This is a genomic window from Streptomyces sp. NPDC001889 (assembly GCF_053594535.1).
The window spans coordinates 143,330-162,899 of sequence record NZ_JBSFER010000024.1 but is presented as its reverse complement, the minus strand read 5'-3'; the positions used below and the strand labels follow the sequence as shown (position 1 = coordinate 162,899).

General features: G+C 74.5%; 14 protein-coding genes. 10 read left to right on the top strand and 4 right to left on the bottom strand.

What is annotated here, in order from left to right; translation table 11 throughout:
* The first annotated feature begins 246 nt into the window (after nt 1-246).
* The 6 genes from ACWCRA_RS27170 to ACWCRA_RS27145 all read left to right on the top strand — a co-directional run bounded on the left by ACWCRA_RS27170 (nt 247) and on the right by ACWCRA_RS27145 (nt 7,527).
* On the top strand, nt 247-1,308 hold the full coding sequence (locus ACWCRA_RS27170; protein WP_451068837.1) for a ketoacyl-ACP synthase III family protein: 1,062 nt from the start codon (nt 247-249) through the stop codon (nt 1,306-1,308).
* Entirely contained in the window at nt 1,305-2,894 is a 1,590-nt protein-coding gene (locus ACWCRA_RS27165) for a class I adenylate-forming enzyme family protein (protein WP_451068836.1), read from the top strand. The genes ACWCRA_RS27170 and ACWCRA_RS27165 overlap by 4 nt, the downstream gene beginning before the upstream one ends.
* Complete coding sequence (locus ACWCRA_RS27160; RefSeq protein ID WP_451068835.1) at nt 2,884-4,488, top strand: phosphopantetheine-binding protein; 1,605 nt, start codon at nt 2,884-2,886, stop codon at nt 4,486-4,488. Before ACWCRA_RS27165 ends, ACWCRA_RS27160 begins: the two co-directional genes overlap by 11 nt.
* A 31-nt stretch (nt 4,489-4,519) precedes the next feature.
* Entirely contained in the window at nt 4,520-5,563 is a 1,044-nt protein-coding gene (locus ACWCRA_RS27155) for a ketoacyl-ACP synthase III family protein (protein ID WP_351559541.1), read from the top strand.
* A 110-nt stretch (nt 5,564-5,673) separates the two neighbouring features.
* Nucleotides 5,674-6,090, top strand: coding sequence for a hypothetical protein (locus ACWCRA_RS27150; protein WP_351559543.1), 417 nt, complete (start codon nt 5,674-5,676; stop codon nt 6,088-6,090).
* A gap of 210 nt (nt 6,091-6,300) precedes the next feature.
* Nucleotides 6,301-7,527 carry a cytochrome P450 gene (locus ACWCRA_RS27145; protein ID WP_451068834.1) on the top strand — a complete coding sequence of 409 codons (1,227 nt, stop codon included), beginning with the start codon at nt 6,301-6,303 and terminating at the stop codon, nt 7,525-7,527.
* A gap of 65 nt (nt 7,528-7,592) precedes the next feature.
* Here ACWCRA_RS27145 and ACWCRA_RS27140 read toward each other — a convergent pair whose 3' ends face one another.
* Nucleotides 7,593-8,864 carry an FAD-dependent oxidoreductase gene (locus ACWCRA_RS27140; protein WP_451068833.1) on the bottom strand — a complete coding sequence of 424 codons (1,272 nt, stop codon included), beginning with the start codon at nt 8,862-8,864 and terminating at the stop codon, nt 7,593-7,595.
* Between the two features lie 387 nt (nt 8,865-9,251).
* Between ACWCRA_RS27140 and ACWCRA_RS27135 the strand changes: the two genes are divergently transcribed.
* The 4 genes from ACWCRA_RS27135 to ACWCRA_RS27120 all read left to right on the top strand — a co-directional run bounded on the left by ACWCRA_RS27135 (nt 9,252) and on the right by ACWCRA_RS27120 (nt 16,926).
* Nucleotides 9,252-11,474, top strand: a complete 2,223-nt coding sequence (locus ACWCRA_RS27135; protein ID WP_451068832.1) for an MMPL family transporter — start codon at nt 9,252-9,254, stop codon at nt 11,472-11,474.
* Between the two features lie 157 nt (nt 11,475-11,631).
* Nucleotides 11,632-13,074 (top strand): Gfo/Idh/MocA family protein, encoded by a 1,443-nt coding sequence (locus ACWCRA_RS27130; protein WP_451068831.1) that lies wholly within the window; start codon nt 11,632-11,634, stop codon nt 13,072-13,074.
* A 172-nt stretch (nt 13,075-13,246) separates the two neighbouring features.
* A complete protein-coding gene (locus tag ACWCRA_RS27125) occupies nt 13,247-15,085 on the top strand; it encodes an ABC transporter transmembrane domain-containing protein (RefSeq protein WP_451068830.1) in 1,839 nt (612 codons plus the stop codon).
* 59 nt (nt 15,086-15,144) lie between these two features.
* Nucleotides 15,145-16,926 carry an ABC transporter ATP-binding protein gene (locus ACWCRA_RS27120; RefSeq protein ID WP_351559651.1) on the top strand — a complete coding sequence of 594 codons (1,782 nt, stop codon included), beginning with the start codon at nt 15,145-15,147 and terminating at the stop codon, nt 16,924-16,926.
* A 97-nt stretch (nt 16,927-17,023) separates the two neighbouring features.
* Here ACWCRA_RS27120 and ACWCRA_RS27115 read toward each other — a convergent pair whose 3' ends face one another.
* The 3 genes from ACWCRA_RS27115 to ACWCRA_RS27105 all read right to left on the bottom strand — a co-directional run bounded on the left by ACWCRA_RS27115 (nt 17,024) and on the right by ACWCRA_RS27105 (nt 19,563).
* Nucleotides 17,024-17,161 (bottom strand): hypothetical protein, encoded by a 138-nt coding sequence (locus ACWCRA_RS27115; RefSeq protein ID WP_451068829.1) that lies wholly within the window; start codon nt 17,159-17,161, stop codon nt 17,024-17,026.
* A 267-nt stretch (nt 17,162-17,428) separates the two neighbouring features.
* The gene (locus tag ACWCRA_RS27110) at nt 17,429-18,499 is read right to left on the bottom strand and encodes a patatin-like phospholipase family protein (RefSeq protein WP_351554085.1); all 1,071 of its coding nucleotides are present in this window, start codon (nt 18,497-18,499) and stop codon (nt 17,429-17,431) included.
* Nucleotides 18,496-19,563: a hypothetical protein gene (locus tag ACWCRA_RS27105; RefSeq protein ID WP_351554082.1), complete on the bottom strand. Its 1,068-nt coding sequence runs from the start codon at nt 19,561-19,563 to the stop codon at nt 18,496-18,498. Before ACWCRA_RS27105 ends, ACWCRA_RS27110 begins: the two co-directional genes overlap by 4 nt.
* Nucleotides 19,564-19,570: the final 7 nt, after the last annotated feature.

The following is a 19,570-nucleotide window of genomic DNA, read 5'->3' as shown; positions in this document are numbered from 1 at the left end:
GCCGTGATGGAGATCGACAACGGCACCCTCGGCCGCTCGGCCCGGGGCAAGGTCCCCCTGCGCGACGAGAGCGGTCTGATCGTCGGTCCCGGTGTGCCCGCGCACGGGGGCGCCGGCGGCTTTTAGCCGGGCGAAAGCGGCAGCCCCCACGATCCCCGCGAGGGCCGTTCCCCGGACGCGCGGCACGGCCGCACGGCGGGTACCGCCGGCGCCGTCCGGGGAGCGCCCACCGACGATGGGAGAACCATGCGCTGGGAAAGCGTTTATGTGGCGGGAACGGGTGCCTGGCTCCCCGAGCCGTATCCCGCCCGCGCCGCCGTGGCGGCGGGTCACTACGACCCGGAGCAGTTCGAGGCCGACGGCCTGCTGTCCGTGCGGATCGCCGAGGAGAGCGTCTCCCCGCCCGACATGGCCGTCCAGGCGGCCACCACCGCGCTCAAGCGGTCGGGGCTGGACCCGGAATCCGTGGCGCTGCTGCTGCACAACTACGTCTGGTTCCAGGGCCAGACGATGTGGCCGGTCGCGTCGTACATCGCCGATCACGCGGTGCGCTCGGGGGTGCCGGCGTTCGAGGTCAGGCAGGAGTGCAACGCCGCCGTCGCGTCGGTGGACCTGGCCGCCCGGCATCTGACCGCCGAGTCCGGCGCCGCCGCGGCCGTGCTCACCACCGCCGACCGCTTCGGCGCGCCGCTGATCGACCGCTGGCGCGCGGAGCCCGGTCTGGTGTACGCGGACGGCGGCACCGCGCTGGTGCTCTCCAACCGGACCGGTTTCGCCCGGCTGCTGTCGACGGCGACCCGCGCCGACAACCGGATGGAGGCGCTGGCCCGGGGCTCCGGACCGACCCCCCTGCCCACCGGGGAGCCGTACGACCACGCCGCCCGGTTCGTCCACTATCTGCGCGCGCACGGCAATATCCGCGAGGCGACCGACCGGCTGGTCGCGATGGTCGGGGGCGCGGTGGACGACGCCCTGGCCGAGTCCGGTACGGAGCGCTCGCGGCTCGCCCGGGTGGTGATCCCCACCGGGGGCCGCAGCAAGACGCGGTGGCAGGCCGAGGAGCTGCTGGGGGTCGACGAGGAGCGCACCACCTGGGAGTTCGGCCGGCGCACCGGGCACCTGGGCGCGGGCGACCAGTTCGCGGCGCTCAACGATCTGACCGAGCGGGGGCTGCTGGCCCCGGGCGACCGGGTGCTGGTGCTCTCCGCCGGGCCCGGCACCGCCAGCTGTGCGGTGCTGGAGATCACCACCGCACCGGCCTGGGGCTTCCCGGCCGCCGCCGACGACCACCGGGAGGAGCGGCCGTGACCGCCACCGCCGCGAGTGCCGTCCCCGCGCCGGCACTGATCGACAACGCCGCCGGCACCGAAACCGCCCCCCGGGTGGCGAACGCGGCCGAGGTGTTCCTGACGGCCGCCGCCGCCCGGTGGCCCGGCGCCCCCGCGGTCCGGGACCGCAGGGGAGTGTGGACCTACGCCGAACTCGACGCGGCGGCCGACTCCTTCGCCCGGGTGCTCGACGGCTGCGGCATCCGGCCCGGCGACCGGGTGCTGGCCCGGATCGGCAGCGTCCGGGAGTTCACCGCCGTGCTGTACGGCACCTGGCGGCGCGGCGCGGTCCTGGTGCCGGTGAACCCCGGGATGAAGGCCTTTCACCTCTCGGCCGTGCTGGCCGACTCCGAGCCCTCGCTGATCGTGGCCGACGAGGAGGAACGGACGGGTACGGAGGGGCTGTTCTGGCCGGCCGGGGTGCCGGTCGTCGTCGCCGGGGAGCTGGACGCGACGGGCCCGGCCGACCCCGCGTCGCGTACCGAGCGGGAGGTGCCCGCCGACCGGCTGGCCCTGCTGATCTACACCTCGGGCTCCACCTCGGCGCCGAAGGCGGTGGCCTGTCCGCACGGGCCGGTGGCGTTCGCCGCGCGGGCCATCGCGGCCCGGCTGCGCTACACCCGGGACGATGTGGTGCTCACCGCCGTGCCGCTCTCCTTCGACTACGGCCTCTTCCAGATCCTGCTCACCGCGTGGGCGGGGGCGGAGCTGCTGCTCTCGGGCGCGGACAGCCACGCCCGGCTGCTGGGCTTCGCCCGCGATCACCGGGCGACCGTCGTCCCGCTCGTACCGTCGCTGGGCGAGCTGCTGGTGCGGCTCGCCGCCCGCGACCCGGGGCCCACCCGGGTCCGGCTCCTCACCAACACCGGGGCCGCGCTGAACGCGCCGCTGATCGCCTCGCTGCGGGAGGCGTTCCCGGGCGCGGCCGTGGCGCCGATGTACGGCACCACCGAGTGCAAGCGGATCACGATCCTGGAGCCCGACGGCGATCTGGCGCGCCCGGGTTCGGTCGGCACCGCGCTGCCGGGCACCGAGGTACTGGTCCTCGGCGACGACGGCGAACCGCTCCCGCCGCACGCGGTCGGCGAGCTGGTGGTGCGCGGGCCGCATGTGATGGCGGGATACTGGCGCGCGCCCGAGGCGACGGCGCTGCGCTTCCGGCGCGAGGGGCCCGGCGGGGCGGTGACCCTGCACACCGGGGACTACGGCCGGCTCGACGAGGACGGGCACGTCTACTTCCAGGGCCGCCGGGACGATCTGTTCAAACGGCGCGGCTCGCGGATGAGCTGTGTGGAGATCGAGGCCGCCGCGCTCGACATCGACGGGGTGCGGGACGCCGCGCTGCTGGCCCCCGGGGACGGCCGCGACATGGTGCTCTTCGCCGTGTGCGAGCGCGGTTCGCTCGGCGGCGAACAGGTGCTGGCCCGCCTCGGCGAGCGGCTGGAGGCCGCGAAGGTGCCGGACGAGTGCCGGGTGCTGGACGCCCTGCCGCTCACCCCCAACGGCAAGACCGACCGCAAGGAGCTGCGCAGGCGGCTCGTGGAGGAGGAGAGCGATGGCGACTGACCGGACCACCACCGTCGAACGGCGGCTGGTCGAGCGGTACGGCTCCCCGCTGTACCTCTACGACCTGGCCAGGGTGCGGACCGCGCTGGAGGATCTGCGGGCGGCCCTGCCCCAGCCGAGCCGGGTCTACTACTCGCTCAAGGCCAATCCGCACCCCGGTCTGGTCGCCGAGCTGCGCCGGGGCGGCGCCCGTGCCGAGGTGACCTCGCGCGGGGAGCTGGCCGCGGCGCTGGAGGCGGGCCATCCGGCGGCGGAGCTGATGTACTCGGGCCCGGGGAAGGTGCGGGCCGAGCTGGACGAGGCGGTGGCGGCGGGGATGCGCACCTTCTCCGCCGAGTCCTTCGGTGATCTGGAGCGCATCGGCCGCGCGGCGGCGGCGCGGGGTGTCACCGCCGACTGTGTGCTGCGGATCAACGCGGCGGGCGCGCCCGGCCAGGCGGGGCTGCGGATGACCGGCGGGCCCTCGCAGTTCGGCTTCGACCCGGACGGGCTGGCGGCGGAGCGCGGGCGGCTGCTCGCGCCCGGCACCCGGATCGTCGGGACGCACTTCTTCCCGCTGACCAACGCCCGCGACGAGGAGGGGCTCGCGGCCGAGCTGGCGCAGAGCGTGCGCACCGCGGCCCGGCTCCGGGACGAGCTGGGCATCCCGCTCCATCTGCTCGATCTGGGGGGCGGGTTCGCCGCCCCGTACGCGACGCCGGGCGAACGGCCCCTCTACCGGGGGCTGCGGACGGCGCTGGCCGGGGTGCTGGACGAGTGGCTGCCGGGCTGGCGCGACGGCGAGCCGGTCATCGCCTTCGAGTCGGGGCGGTATCTGGTCGGGGACAGCGGCCGGCTGGTGGTCACCGTCACCGATGTGAAGCACAGCCGGGGCAGCGACTACGCGGTTCTGGACTCGGGGATCAACCACCTCGGCGGGCTGTCGGGGCTGGGGCGGCTGCTGCCGCTGTCGGCCCGGCCGCTGCCCCCCGGCCCCGGAGCCGAACCTGGCCCCGACCCTGCGGGGGAGCCGGCGACGGTGACCCTCGCCGGCCCCCTGTGCACCCCGGCGGACGTGCTGGCGCGCGCCGCCGACCTGCCCGGGGTGCGCCCCGGGGATCTGCTGGTCTTCCCCCATGTCGGCGCCTACGGGCTGTCGGCGAGCCTGCTGGGATTCCTCGGCCACCCGGCGCCGGCCGAGGTGCTGGTGGACGGCGGCGCGACCGTCTCCGCCACCCGGCTGGAGCTGCGGCGCCACACGGTCGAACCGCTCACCGGAACGAGCACGGAGGACACCAACGCCATGACCGACACCTCATCCGGCGCACCGGAGCGGACCGCCGCCACCGGGGAACCGCCCTGGGACGGAACCTTCGAGACCCTGCTCCACGAGGTCCTGCCCCGGCTGCGTGCCAAGGGCCCGCTGCTGCCCGACAGCAGTCTCAAGGCGGCGGGGCTCGACTCGCTCGCCATGGTGGAGGTGCTGGTGCGGGTCGAGTCGGCGTACGGCATCGCCGTACCCGACACCGCACTGGTGACCGCGACCTTCGCCACCCCCGCCGCGCTGTGGCGGGTGGTGTCGGCGCTGCGCCGGCAGACCGTCGGCCCGGCCTGACCCGGACCGACGGTCCAGGAGAGGAGTTCCCATGCGGTGGGAAGGCGTGTACGTCGCGGGGACCGGAGTGTGGCTGGGCGGGCCCGAGTCCGCCCGCTCCGCCGTGGAACGCGGCGCGTACGACCCGGAACAGCACGCGGCGGACGAGCTGCTGTCGGTCTCCGTCGCGGCGGAGACCATGGCTCCCCCGGACATGGCCGTCCACGCGGCGACGACGGCGCTCAAGCGGTCGGGGCTGGACCCGGGCGAGGTGGAGCTGCTGATCCACAGCGGTATCTGGTTCCAGGGGGTCGAGATGTGGCCGGCCGCCTCCTATGTGGCGGGGCACGCCCTGGGCCGGGGCGTGACCGCCTTCGGCCTGGACCAGGAGTGCAACGGCGGTCTGGGCGCCCTGGAGGTGGCGGCCCGCCAGGTGGGCGCGCGGCCGGGCGCGGGAGCGGCGATGGTGACCACCGCCGACCGGTTCGGCGCCCCGCTGGTCAGCCGCTGGAGCAGCGAGCCCGGATTCGTGTACGGGGACGGCGGTACGGCGCTGCTGCTCAGCGCCCGGGGCGGTTTCGCCCGGCTGCTGTCGACGGCGAGCGAGGCGGACAACTCGCTGGAGGCGGTGGTACGGGGCCCCGCGCTGCGCCCGCTGCCCTCGTCCGGGCCGCTGGATCTGCGGGGCCGGGTCGGGCACTATCTGCGCTCCCGGGGCGGGCTGCGGGAGGCGACCGAGCGGGTCGGCGCGGTGGTGCGGTCGGTGGTGGACACGGTCCTGGCCGAATCGGGCACCGGCCGGGGCGACATCGCCCGGGTGGTGACCCTGGCCAGCGGGCTCGGCCGGCTCCAGTGGCAGCTGCCCCAGCTGCTGGGGCTGCCGGTGTCGCTGTCCACCTGGGAGTTCGCCCGCCGGGTGGGGCATCTGGGGGCCGGGGACCAGATCGCCGGGTTCAACGATCTGGTCGAGCGGCGGGAGGTGCGCCCCGGCGACCGGGTGCTGCTGGTCGGCGGGGGCTCCGGGTTCAGCTGTACCTGCGCCGTCCTGGAGATGGTGGCGGCGCCGGAGTGGGAGCCGTCCGGCCGGGGGCGGTGAGCCCCGGCTCCAGCGGCGCTCCAGTGAGCCGACGGATGATTCGTACCCCGGCCGCCCAGTGCCGTGCGGCCGGGTGTCCGGTCCGCCGCCTCGCCGTCGAGGAGACACACATGGTGATGACTGAACCCGCGGGTGCCACCAGGAGTTCGACACCCGGATCGCAGCGGGCCCTCTGGGGGGCGCTGGGCGCGCTCCTGCTGGCCTGGGACATCTTCGAGGTGGTGAAACACCAGGGCTGGGTGATCCCGGCCGCGGCCGCCGGGGCGGTCCTGCCGGAGCTGAGCCGGCTGGCCGGTCTCGGCGAGCGGCACGCGCCGGGGCAGCTCCCCGCCCGGGCGGTGCCGCTCTTCAATCTGCTGCACCGGGCCCTCCCCCCGTTCGGGATCATGGTGCTGTTCAGCTTCCTGGGCGACGCCCCGGAGGACATCGCGGCCCCGTTCACCTTCGGGATGGCCTGGCTGACCACGATCGCGCTCTCGCGCGCGCTGGGGTTCGGGCTGCGCACACCGGAGGGCTGGCAGCGCTGACCCCTCCGCGCCGAACGGCCGGCCCGCGCCCCCGCCCCGGGGACGCGGGCCTGTGGCCTGGCCTGCCGTGGGCGGGGACCCGTGGCCCGCGTCCCCGGGCCCGGGCCGTCTGTTCAGCGGCCCTTCACCGCCGCACAAGCGGACGCTGGGACTCTCGCGGCACCGCGCGGGGAGTCCGCCGGACGGTTCCGAGCCCCTGGAGGCCACACGATGGACAACGCCCCGCCGCCCCCGGCCGAGTCCGGCACCGGACTCCGGTACCCCTTCCCCCGCCCCTCGGCGGTGGAGGTGCCGCCCGTCTACGAGAAGCTGCGCGGCCGGTGCCCGGTCGCGAGGGTGGAGCTGCCCAGCGGGGACGAGGGGTATGTGGTCAGCCGGTACGACGATGTCCGCACCGTCCTCGCCGACCCCCGGTTCAGCCGGGCGGCGATGCTGGCCGAGGGAGCCCCCCGGCTCACGGCGGCACCCCCCATGGGCGGGAGCCTGTTCACCATGGACCCGCCGGAGCACACCAGGCTGCGCAAGCTGGTCTCGCGGGCGTTCACCGCCCGCCGGGTGCGGGAGCTGCGCCCCCGGATTCAGCGGATGACCGATGAGCTGCTGGACTCGATGGAGGGGCTGTCGCCGCCGGTGGATCTCAACCCGGTGTTCGCGTTCCCGCTGCCGGTGATGGTGATCTGTGAGCTGCTGGGCGTGCCCTTCGAGGACCGGGACCGCTTCCGCGGCTGGTCCGACGCCTTTGTCTCGCTCACCTCGCACACCCCGGAGGAGGTGATGGAGCAGCGGATGTCGATGGTGAAGTACCTGGGCGAGCTGGTGCGGCACAAGCGCGAGGAGCCGGCCGACGATCTCATGGGCGCCCTGGTCGCCGTCCACGACGAGGACGGTGGCCGGCTCGGCGAGATGGAGCTGATCACCATGGGCATCACCCTCCTGGTGGCCGGTCACGAGACCACCGTGAGCATGATCGGCACCTGTGTGCTGACGCTGCTGCGGCACCCGGAGAGGCTGGCCGCGCTGCGGGAGCGCCCCGAGTCGATCGGGCCCGTGGTGGAGGAGCTGCTGCGGCTCAACCCCATCGGCGACGGGGGCCCGTTCCGGGTCGCGCTGGAGGATGTGGAGATCGCGGACACCGTCATCCCCCGGGGCAGCGGGGTGATCGCGGCGGTCTGCTCCGCCAATCAGGACCCCGCCCGGTTCGGGGAGGCGACCGGGGCCTTCGACCCCGAGCGGGCGTCGGCCGGCGGGCATCTGGCCTTCGGCCACGGCCCGCACTTCTGCCTGGGGGCCGCGCTCGCCCGCGCCGAGCTCCAGATCGCGCTCTCCTCGCTGATCCGGCGGTTCCCCGGGCTGCGGCTCGCGGAGGAGGTCGGCTCGCTCTCGATGACCAGCGGAATGATGGTGCACGCGCTGAGCCGGCTGCCCGTCGCCTGGTGAGGGCACGGCGGACCGCCCGGGCCCCCCGACGGGGACCCGGGCGGCCGGGCGTGCCGGTGGCGGGTTCAGCCGGCGGCCGGCGCGGCTCCGCTGTGCGCGATCCGGCGGGCGACGGCCGGGCCGGGCCGCTGGACCTGGAAGTACGCACGGGCCAGTACGCGGCGCTGGAGCGCCCGGTTGTGGTCGACCACCCGGTACAGAGCGCGCCGCAGCAGACCGCCGAGCCGGGTGTCGAGGGAGAACAGGTGCTCCTGCCGCAGTTGCAGGGCCCGGGAGAGGCGTACGGACTCCTCACGGGCGCGCTGGAACTCCTCGCCCGCCCGCAGCAGGGCCGCCCGGCCGTCGCCGCCGGCCGCGAAGGCCTCCTCGACCAGGGGTGCCAGGGTGACGGCGTCGATGATCGCGTGGTTGACGCCCTGGCCCAGGATCGGGGTGAGGGTGTGCGCGGCGTCGCCCATGAGGACGAGTCCGGGCATGGACCAGCGCGGCACGACGGTGGTGAAGATGTCCAGCATGGAGGTGTCCGACCAGGTGGTGACATGGGCGCGCACGGTGTCGGAGAGTTCGGGGGCGAGCCGGTCGACGCGCTCGTGGAGCGCGGCCGGCCCCTGGGCGCGGAGCTGTCTCAGCCCGCCCTTGGGGATGTTGAGGCCGACGCGGACGCTGTCGGGGTGGGTGGGGATGAAGAGTCCGTGCTCGCCGCCGTGGATGCGGACGCGGTAGGTGTTGCGGTCCCACTCGGCGGGGAAGGGCAGCCGCAGCCAGATCACGTCCCGGTCCAGCGGGAGTTTCTCGTACGGCAGCCCGGACATCTCCCGGACCTTGCTGAACCGGCCGTCCGCCGCGACGGTCAGCGCGGCGCGGACGGTGATCCCGCCGTCGGGGGTGCGGGCACGGACGCCCGTCACCGGCCCGCTGTCGCCGTGCTCCCGGAGGAGTCCCACGGCGGTCGCCGACTGCCGCAGGGTGTAGCCGGGGTGTTCGCGGCCCGCGTCGGCGAGGGCGGAGAGGAGGGCGGGCTGCGGCAGTTCCACGGGGTACGGGTGCGGATAGCGGAAGCCGGAGAAGTCGGCGCGGAGCACCGTGCGGCCGGAGTCGGTCAGCTCCATGCGGTGCATCTGCGCGTAGGTGCCCGCCAGCCGGTCGAGCAGCCCGAGCCGGTCGAGCAGCCACACGGAGTCGGGGGAGACGGACTCGCCGCGGAAGGACCTGTTGAAGTGGGCGCTCTGTTCCAGGACCACCACCGATACGGAGCGTCTGGCCAGCTCCATGGCGAGCGTGAGCCCGGCCGGCCCTCCCCCGACCACGCACACCTGTGCGGTCAGCTCTGCTGTCATCGTCTGCTGCCTCTCCGGCGGAGTCATGGTGGGCCGATGGTCGGGCGGGACCCTAAAGCCCACCTTGCGCCCCTGCCCCGCCCACCCGAGAACGCGCCGCCCCTCCCCGCCCCGCGGCGATGGAGCCGCACCCCCCAGCCCCTCCGGCGATTGAGGAGCGGGGGTTCGGGGGCCGGCCCCCGACCGTGGCCCGCACCATGCGGGCACCTGTCGCACAGGGTCCGTCCTCAAACTCCCCCAGAGCTGCCTCCGGGAGGAACCCCCGGACGGGCTGAGCGTGCCGGACAGTCCGGGTGCGCCGGGCGGCTCAAGCGCGGCTTTGGGGGGCCGCCCCACCGTGGTGCCCCACCCCCACCCTGGTGACAGGGCGGCGGAAAGGAAGAAGCCATGTTCTCCGCTCTGGGCTCAGCCCTCCACCGGCGACGCCTCGCCGTCCTCCTGCTGGCGCTCGCCGTCACCGCCCTCGCCACCGTCTACGGCGGCGGCGTCTCCGCGAAACTCACCAACGGGCTCTCCGACTACGACGACCCGGGCGGCGCCAACGTCGCGGCCCGGGACACCATCGCCCGGGCCACGGGCGTCGACCCCCAGCAGGGCTATCTGCTGCTGGTGCGGACCGACCGACCGGTCACCCCGGGCGCCGCCCCCTCCGCCCCGGTGCGGGCCGCCGGTGAACTCCTGCGCTCCCGCCCCGAGGTGCGAGCGGTCTTCGACCACTCCTCGGGCGACGGCGCCGCGCTGATCTCCCGCGACGGCCGCAGCAGTGTGGTCGTGGGCGCGGTGCGCGCGCTCTCCGACAAGGAGAGCGTCGCGGCCGAGGAGGAGTTGCAGCGGGCCATCGAGGACGATCCGCTGCTGCGGGACAGCACCCTGCTGGGCGGCTCCACCCCCGGCCATGTGCAGGTGGCGAAGGTCTCCGACGAGGATGTGGCGGCGGCCGAGCTGATCGCCTTCCCCGTGGTCCTGGTCGTGCTGTTCCTGGTGTTCCGGGGGCTGGTCGCGGCGCTGGTCCCCTTGCTGGGCGGTGTGGTCTCGCTGCTGCTGACGATGGCGGGTCTGCGGCTGACCACCGACTTCATGACCGTCTCCGCCGGGGCGATGAGCCTGTCCTTCGCCCTGGGCCTCGGTCTCTCCATCGACTTCGGGCTGCTGATGGTCTCCCGGTTCCGGGAGGAGCTGGCCGGCGGCCGGGACCGCGCGGCGGCGGTGCGCGACACGGTCGCGACCGCGGGCCGGACCGTGCTGTTCAGCGCGCTCACGGTGGCCGCCGCGCTCGCCGCGCTGACCGCGTTCCCCCATCCGTATCTGCGGTCCATGGGGCTCGCGGGCGTCACCACCGTCCTGTCGGCGGCCCTGTTCGCCCTGGTGGGGCTGCCCGCGCTGCTGGCCGTGCTCGGCCGGCGGATCAACGCGCTGGCGCCGCGCCGCTGGCAGCGGACGGCCGGGGCGTCGGCGGCCGAGGGCCGCTGGCACCGGCTGGCGTCCGCCGTGATGCGCCGTCCCGCGGTCTTCGCGGTGATCGCCACGGGCATTCTGCTGCTGATCGCCTCCCCTCTGGCGGGGGTGCGGTTCACCGGCGTCGACCCGTCGCAGCTTCCCCGGGAGACCAGCGCGGGCCGGGTGGCCGCCGCCCTCGACCGGGAGTACGAGGACCCGTCCACCGCCCCCCTCCAGACCGTGCTCACCACCGGCGGGGCCCCGGACGCGGAACGGCTCGCCCGGTACGCCGCGCGGATCGGCTCCACACCCGGTGTGGAGTCGGTGGGCACCCCCTTCCCCCTGGACGACGGCCACTGGGAGATCGACGCGGTCCTCGCCGGCAGTCCGCTGGGTGACACCGCGCAGCGGGCCGCGGAGGACGTGCGGAGGCTGGCCGCTCCGTACCCCGCGGCCCACACCGGCGCGACGGCGGACTTCCTGGCCCAGCGCGACTCCATCGCCGACGGTCTGCCCCTGGCGGGCGGCATTCTGGCCGGGGTGACCCTGCTGCTGCTCTTCGCCTTCTCCGGCGCGGTGGTGCTGCCGCTGATGGCGCTGGTGATGAATGTGCTCTCCACCGGGGCCGCGTTCGGCTTCCTGGTCTGGGTCTTCCAGGACGGCCACCTCGGCTTCCCGGCGCAGAACGGTCTGGAGGCCACCACTCCCCTGCTGGTCTTCGCGCTCGCGTTCGGTCTGTCGACGGACTACAACGTCTTTCTGCTCAGCCGGATCAAGGAGGCCCGCGCCCAGGGCCTGGACGAGCGGGCTGCGGTGGCCCGCGGCCTCTCCCGCACCGGGTCGATCGTGACCTCGGCGGCCGTGCTGTTCTGTGTGCCGGTGTGCGCGCTGGCACTGTCGCGGCTGGTGTTCATCCAGGAGCTGGGGCTCGGCGCCGCGTTCGCCGTGCTGATCGACGCCACCGTGGTACGGGCCCTGCTGGTGCCGGCGCTGATGGCTCTGCTGGGCACGGCCAACTGGTGGGCCCCGGCGCCGTTGCGGCGACTGCACCGGGCCCTGTTCCCGCACCGGCCGCCGGCGCCCGCCCCCGTACCGGCCGACCGGCCCGGGACGGGAGGGGCGGCCGGGTCCGGTGCCGGAAGGCCGGAGCGCTCCCCCGCGTCCGTCTCCTGAGGCCGGGCCACCGCTTTCCGGTGGCGAAGAGTCCATGGGTTGGTGCGCAAGAGTCCAAACGGTGCTCTTGCGCACCTGTCGCCCCAGCGAGCAGGGTCCTCCACGAGGTTGAGACGACGACAACCAGCCGCGCACCATCAGCGCTCGTGGAGGCTCGATGAACGACGCAGCACCACAGACCCACGGCAGTGACGACGACGGCGCGATGAGCCGCCGTTCCGTGCTGCGGACCACGGCGGGAGCCGGCGCCGCCGGGCTCGCCCTCGGCGCCGTCGGCGCGGGCACCGCGTCCGCCGCGCCGGCCGCGTCCGCCGGGGACGAGGCCGGGTCCGAGGCGGCGGCACCCGCCCGCAAGGGCCGGACCATGGCCGGTGTCCCCTTCGAGCGGCGCGGCACCGTGCGCGTCGGGATCATCGGTCTCGGCAACCGGGGCGGCAGTATGCTCCCCATCTTCCTCGCCCTCCCGGGGGTGCGGGTCCTCGCGCTCTGCGACCCGGTCAGGGCCCAGGCGGAACGCGCCGCCGCGAAGGTGGTGGCGGCCGGACAGCCCGCGCCCGCCCTCTACACCAAGGGCGACGACGACTACCGGAACCTCTGCGAGCGCGGCGATCTCGACTTCGTCTATGTGGCGACCCCCTGGGAGACCCACTTCGCGATGGCGAAGTCCGCGATGCTCAACGGCAAGCACGTCGGGGTGGAGTGTCCGGTCGCGATGCGGCTGGAGGAGCTGTGGGGGCTGGTCGATCTCTCGGAGCGCACCCGGCGCCACTGCATGCAGCTGGAGAACTGCTGCTACGGCCGGAACGAGATGCGGGTGCTGCGGATGGCGCACGCCGGGAAGTTCGGCGAGCTGCTGCACACGGCCGGCGCGTACAACCACGATCTGCGGGAGCTGCTCTTCCACCCGGACTACTACGAGGGTCCCTGGCGGCGGCAGTGGCACACCCGGCTGCGCGGGGACCTCTACCCCAACCACGCCTTCGGCCCGGTCGCCAACTATCTGGACATCAACCGGGGCGACCGGGTGGTGTCGATCTCCAGCTTCGGCACTCCGGCGCTGAGCATGGCCGAGTACCGCGAGGCGCACCTGCCGCCGGGCGACCCGAGCTGGAAGGAGTCGTACATCAGCAGCGACCGGACCTTCAGCATGCTCAGGACGGAGAAGGGGCGGATCATCCGGCTGGAACACGACGTTTCAAGCCCGCACCCCTACAGCCGGATCAACAGCCTCGGCGGGACCAAGGGTGTCTTCGAGGACTTCCCGGCGCGGATCTACATCGAGCCCGACCACTCCGGCCACCAGTGGGGGAGCTTCGCGCAGTACGCCGAGTGGGACCACTGGCTGTGGAAGGAGCACGCCAACCCGCCGGGCGGCCACGGCGGGATGGACTACATCATGCTCTTCCGGCTGACGCAGTGCATGCGGCTGGGACTGGTGCCCGACTTCGATGTGTACGACGCCGCCACCTGGACCGCGCCCGTGCCGCTCAGCCATGCCTCGATCCGCGCCAAGGGCGCGCCGCTGCCGATCCCGAACTTCACCCGCGGGGAGTGGCGCACACCCCGATCGGGTATGGATTCGGACAAACCTGCGGAGTGAGAAAAGGAGCGCGGGCCCGTACGGGCGCCCGCGCTCCGCTCCGGGGCCGAGCGGTACCCCCGGTACGTTCTGGCGCGATCTGCCGCTGCCACCCCGAAAGGGTTTGCGAAAACAGGGCACAACCGGCGAGCCTTGCACTCTTTGCGCCAACCTCGAACCGTGCTGGGACGCCATGCAAATTCGCGACCTTCCGTATACCGACCCGGGTGACCCGGATGTCCGGTCCGGTCCTCACTTTCTGCTCTGGCTCGGTCGCAATCAGCTGGGAGGCCAGCTCACCTCCGTCTTCTGGGGACTGGTCAACCAGCTCGGCGTGGCCGCCCTGCCGCTCGGCGTCGGCCTGGCGGTCCAGGCGGTGGTGGACGGCTCCGGCACCCGGCTGGGCTGGGCGGCCGGGCTGATCGTGCTGCTCGGGGTGGTGATCGCGGTCGGCGAGACCATGCTGCACCGGTCCACCATCACCAACTGGATCACCGCGGCGGCCCGGGTGCAGCAGCTGCTCTCCCGGCGCACCGCCGAGCTGGGCTCCCTGCTGACCCGGCGGGTCGCGGCGGGCGAGGTGGTCGCGGTCTCCACCGGTGACGTGGAGAAGATCGGCTGGTTCGTCGAGGCGTTCTCCCGCTTCCTCGCCGCGGCCACCGCGCTGCTGGTGATCTGTGTCGGCCTGGTGATCTACCAGCCCGCCCTCGGCGCGGTGGTCGCCGTCGGCATTCCGCTGCTCGCCCTCGCGGTGCTGCCGCTGCTCCCCGTCGCCACCCGGCGCGCCGACATCCAGCGCGACAAGGCGGGTCTCGCCACCGAGCTGGCCGCCGACACCGTCGCCGGGCTGCGGGTGCTGCGCGGCATCGGCGGCGAGGAACTGTTCCTGCGCCGCTACCGCGCCGCCTCCCAGGAGATGCGCCGCGCCTCGGTGCACAGCGCGCGCATGTGGTCGCTGATCACCGCGATCCAGGTGCTGCTGCCCGGCGCGCTGATGGTGACGGTGGTGGTGTACGGCGCGAACCTCGCGCTCGACGGCCGGATCACCGTCGGCGAACTGGTCACCGTGTACAGCGCGGTGCTGCTCGCCGCCCATCCGATGCGGACGTTCGAGGAGGTCGCGATGGCCTACTCCTACTCGAAGCCCTCCGCCAAGCGGGCGGCGCGCGTGCTGTCGCTGCGCCGTGGGACCGCCGGCTCCGGCGCTCCGCACGGCGAGCTGACCGGCGATCTGTACGACCCGGTCACCGGTGTCCTCGCCCCCTCGGGCACCTTCACCGCCGTGGTCTGCGGCGACCCGGACGCGGCGGGGCTGCTGGCCGAGCGCCTCGGCGGGCACCCGGGCGACGCCGAGGGCCGGGCCTCCGTCCTGCTGGGCGGGGTGCCGCTGGACGACGTACCGCTCACGGCGGCCCGTACGGCCGTGCTCGTCCAGGACAAGGACCCCGTGCTGCTCTCCGGCACCCTGCGGGAACTGCTCGACATCCCGTCCTCCGGGAAGGTCTCCGCGCGGGCCGCGCTGGAGGCGGCGCAGTGCGGCGATGTGCTCCAGGCGCTCGCCCGGGCCTCCGCCGACGAGCACGCCGATCCGATGGAGACCCGGATCACCGAGCGCGGGCGGTCGCTCTCCGGCGGCCAGCGCCAGCGGCTGGCGCTGGCGCGCTCGCTGGTCACCGACCCCGGGGTGCTGATCCTGGACGAGCCGACCTCGGCCGTCGACTCGCACACCGAGGCGCGGATCGCGGCGGGGATCAGGTCGCTGCGCGAGCGGCGCACCACGGTGGTCCTCTCGTCGTCGCCGCTGCTGCTGGACCTCGCGGATCAGGTGGTGCTGGTGGACGGGGAGAAGGTGGCGGCCGTCGGCAGCCACCGCGACCTGCTGCGGACCGACGCCCGCTACCGGGCCGTCGTCACCCGGGAGACCCCGGCGGAGACCGCCGAACGGCTCGGCTCGGCCCTGCCCGGGGCGGCTCTGCCGGGCGCCGCTCTGCCGGGCGCCGACGGGATCGGCACGCTGGAGGAGACCGCGTGAGCAGCAGCACCACCCGTACCGACCGCACCACGCGCACGAACCGCCCGAGAGGAATGGCGATGTTCCGGGTTCCGCCGCCCGCGTACGACCCGGCGGCGCCGGAGACCGCGACGACCCTGCCCGTCGGCGACCGCACCACCGTGAAGGCGTACGTCCGCGAGATGCTGCGGCGCCACCGGGGGGCCTTCGTGGCGCTGGTGGTCTTCAACTCCGTCGCCGTGATCGCCTCCATGACCGGCCCCTATCTGCTGGGGTCGCTGGTGGAACGGCTCACGGACGGGGCCCGGGAGCTGCACCTGGAGCGCACGATCGCGGTGTTCGCGGTCGCCGTCGTCATCCAGAGCGTCTTCGTGCGGATGATGCATCTGCGCGGCGCGACGCTGGGTGAGGAGGTGCTCGCCGATCTCCGCGAGGACTTCCTCGTGCGGTCGGTGGCGCTGCCCCCGGGCGTGCTGGAGCGGGCCGGCACCGGCGATCTGCTCTCCCGTATCACCACCGACATCGACCGGCTCGCCGGCGCCATGCGGGAGGCGGTGCCGCAGCTGACGATCGGTGTGGTCTGGGCGGTGCTGCTGATCGGCGGGCTGGCGGTGACCGCGCCGCCGCTGGCGCTCTCGGTGGTGGTGGCGCTGCCGCTGCTGATCGTGGTCTGCCGCTGGTACTTCAAGCGGGGGCCGATCGCCTACCGCTCGGAGGCGGCGGGGTTCGCCGCGGTCTCCACCGTGCTCGCCGAGACCGTCGACGCGGGCCGGACCGTGGAGTCCCACCGGCTGGGGGACCGCCGGGTCGCGCTCTCCGACGAACGGGTGCGGAACTGGGCCGAGTGGGAGCGGTACACCCTCTACCTGCGGTCGGTGTTCTTCCCCGTGATCACCCTCACCCACACCACCGTGCTGCTCTCGGTGCTGCTGATCGGCGGCTCGTTCGTCCTCCAGGGCTGGATGGACATCGGGCAGCTCACCACGGGGGCGCTGCTGGCGCAGATGCTGGTCGATCCGGTGGGCATCATCCTGCGCTGGTACGACGAGTTGCAGGTGGCCCATGTCTCGATGGCCCGGCTGGTGGGCATCCGGGAGATCGAGCCGGAGGCCGGGGACAGCGGGGTGCGGCCCGAGGGCCGCGATGTGCGGGCGGAGGAGGTGCGCTTCGGCTACCGCGAGGGCGTGGATGTGCTCCACAGGGTCTCCCTGGAGGTCGAGCCGGGGACCCGGCTGGCCCTGGTCGGCCCGTCCGGGGCCGGGAAGTCCACGCTGGGGCGGCTGCTCGCCGGGATCTACGCCCCGCGCACGGGGCGGGTGGCGCTCGGTGACGCCGAGCTGTCCCGGATGACGGCCGAGCGGGTGCGGCAGCATGTGGCCCTGGTCAACCAGGAGCACCATGTCTTCGTGGGCACGCTGCGGGACAATCTGCGGCTGGCCCGCGCCGAGGCGGACGACACCGAGCTGTGGGCGGCGCTCGGCGCGGTGGACGCGGAGGGCTGGGCCCGTGGGCTGGAGGAGGGGCTGGACACCGAGGTCGGCTCCGGCGGTGCGGCCCTCACCCCGGCCCAGGCCCAGCAGATCGCCCTGGCCCGGCTGGTCCTGGCGGACCCGCACACCCTGGTCCTGGACGAGGCGACCTCGCTCCTCGACCCGCGCGCGGCCCGGGAGCTGGAGCGCTCCCTCTCCCGGGTGCTGGACGGCCGTACGGTGGTGGCGATCGCGCACCGGCTGCACACGGCGCACGACGCGGATGTGATAGCCGTGGTGGAGGAGGGAAGGATCAGCGAGCTGGGGAGCCATGAGGAGCTGGTGGCGGTGGACGGGGCGTATGCGGCGCTCTGGCGCTCCTGGCACGGATAGCCGCCCCCGCGCCACGGGCCCCCCGCACCCTGCGGGCCACGTTCGGGGGCCGGCCCCCGAACCCCCGCGCCTCAAACGCCGGCGAGGCTGGGTTTGCTCAGGTCACCGACCAGGCTGAGTCGCCCTCGCAGACGAAGCCGAGGTTGCCCAGGTCACCGGCGAGGCTGGGGTTTCCCAGGTCACCGACAAGGCTGGGGTTGCCCTCACCGACAAACGCCAGGGTTACCCCGGTCACCGGCAAGGGTGGGTTTGCCCAGGTCGCCGACAACACTGGGGTTACCCAGATCCCCGGCAAAGCCAGGTTCTCCGGGGCGCGGGCGAGGCCCCGGGGCGGGCTGGTCGCCGACGGCTGGGGTATCCCAGCCCGTCCGGGGGCACCTCCCAGAGGCAGCTCTGAGGGAGATTGAGGACGGACCCCGCGCCACGGGCAGCCCGAACACTCCCAGCCCACCCGGCGCCCGAGAACACAACCCCGCACCCCGGAGGGGCACACCCAGCAGGGTCACGAGAACCCCGGAGGCTGGTCCGGGAGGCGGGCGATCGATTCGCGCAGCAGCTCACGGGCGGCCAGCATCCCCCCGACCCCCTCGAACATCGCCCGCACCGGCTCCAGCACCCTCCGCGCGTCCTCGTACCCCTGCCCCCGCAGCCCCCGCAGCCTCCCCGGGGAGAAGTCGAGCAGCGCGCTCGCCCCGCCCACCGGCCCCCCGGGGCCCAGCCCGCGCTCCGGGCGGATCTCGATGATCGACAGGTCGGGATGGTCATGCGCGTCCCACAGCACCCCGTGGGTGAGATGGACCACGATCACCAGATCGCACCGGGCGTGCCGGGCCAGCGCCCCGGCAGGGGTGTTGTCCGCGAGCCCCCCGTCCCGGTACAGCCGCTCCCCCACCCGGCGCGGCGGCAGGATCACCGGCAGCGCGGAGCTACCCAGCACCGCCTGATGGCGCTCCTCCTCGGGCAGCTCGTTGACATGGAGCCACTCGCAGCGGGCGCCGATCCGTGAGCGCACCACATCGACCGCCCAGCTCCACCCCCCGAGCAGCCCGGTCTCCTCCACCGCGGGGAACGCGGACACCCACAGCGGGGTCCCGTCGCCGAGCCGGGCCGCGTCGATGTGCGTGGTGACCAGCCGCTCCAGCGTCGACACCCGGACCACCGGCCCGGCGAGCCGCGGCGGCAGCAGCCGCAGCTGCTCCCAGGTGGTCTCCTCGGGCAGCTTCCCGGCCGCCGGGGGCACCTCGTCCGGGCTCAGCGCGATGACCTCGTCCCAGATCGCGGCGAGCGCGGCGGCCCCGCCGGTCAGATCGTCCGCGCAGGCGAGCACCGCCCCGTTGAGGGCGCCGATGCTGGCCCCGGCGATGGCGTCGACGGTGGCGCCGGCCTCCGCCAGATACTCCACGACACCCACGTGGTACGCGCCTTTGGCCCCGCCCCCGGAGAGCACCAGACCCACCCGGCCCGGGCGGCCGGCCGGCGCGGGCCGCTCCCCGGCGGGCTCGACGGCGCGGCCGGGCCCGGGTGCGGCGGCCACCGCGCGGGCGGCGGCGGCGAGTTCCGGCAGCCCGCTCATGGCAGCAGCCCGGCGGGAGCGGCCACGGTCCCCGCCCCGGGTGCGGCGCCGGGCGGCGCGCCGGGGGCGAGCCTGCCGCGCAGGGCCCGTGCCACGGCCAGCTGTTCGCCGACGGCCCGCTCCACGAAGGGGCGCGCGCTGCCGGCGCGCGGGGTCCACATCCCGTGGCGGCGGCTCACCAGCGCGTACGCGGTCTCGGCGGGCCGCGCCGGGCGGGCCGCGCCCGGGAGGGCCCACAGCTCCACGGTGGCGGCGGTCAGCGCGACCAGCGGCCCGGCGGGTGCCGCGAGCCCGGGTTCCAGCCCGCTGCCGAGGATCTCCGCGACCAGCCGCAACTGCCCCTCCGGCGTGTCCTCGCACGCCTCGTCCAGCAGCCGCGCGACGGTGAAGCCGCCCGTGGGGAGGTCCTTCGCGGAGTGCGCGAGGATCGCGTTGACCAGCCGCTCCCCGACGGTGTCGCGCGCGGGGTCCCCGATGAGCACCCCGGCGGGCCCGGTGGCGACCTCCTGCGCCAGCAGCACCACCTGGAGGGGCCACGGCAGCCGGCTGTAGGTCTGCCCCGCCTCCCACCGCCCCACCGACAACTGGAAGCTCTCCGCGGCGTCCTGCCGACGGGCGATCAGTGCCTGCTGGTGCTCCACCGCCGCCAGCCGGTCCGCCAGCTCCACCAGCCGCTCCTGGCAGACCTCGGCGACCCGGGCCACCACATCCGCGAGCCGGGCCACCTGCGCGGAGGCGCGCTCCTCGGAGTGTTCGAACCGCCGGCGGGTCTCCAGCAGGCAGTCGGCGACCCGGACCAGCGCGAGATCGGCGTCCCGCACCTGGCCGGACAGCTCGGTGGCCCAGGTGATCAGAGCGCCCTGTCCGTCGATGAGCGCCTGCGCGGTGAGCAGTTCGCGCTGGCGCTCGCCACCGGTGATCCGGGCGAGCAGGCCCTGTGTCAGGGACTGTCCGCGCCGGTAGACGGTCAGATCCTGGGCCACCACCACGCTGTTGGCCAGCTCCAGCAGGATGCGGTCGGTGATCAGGGGCAGTTCCCGGACGACGCTTCGGGGATCGCTCACCACGGCG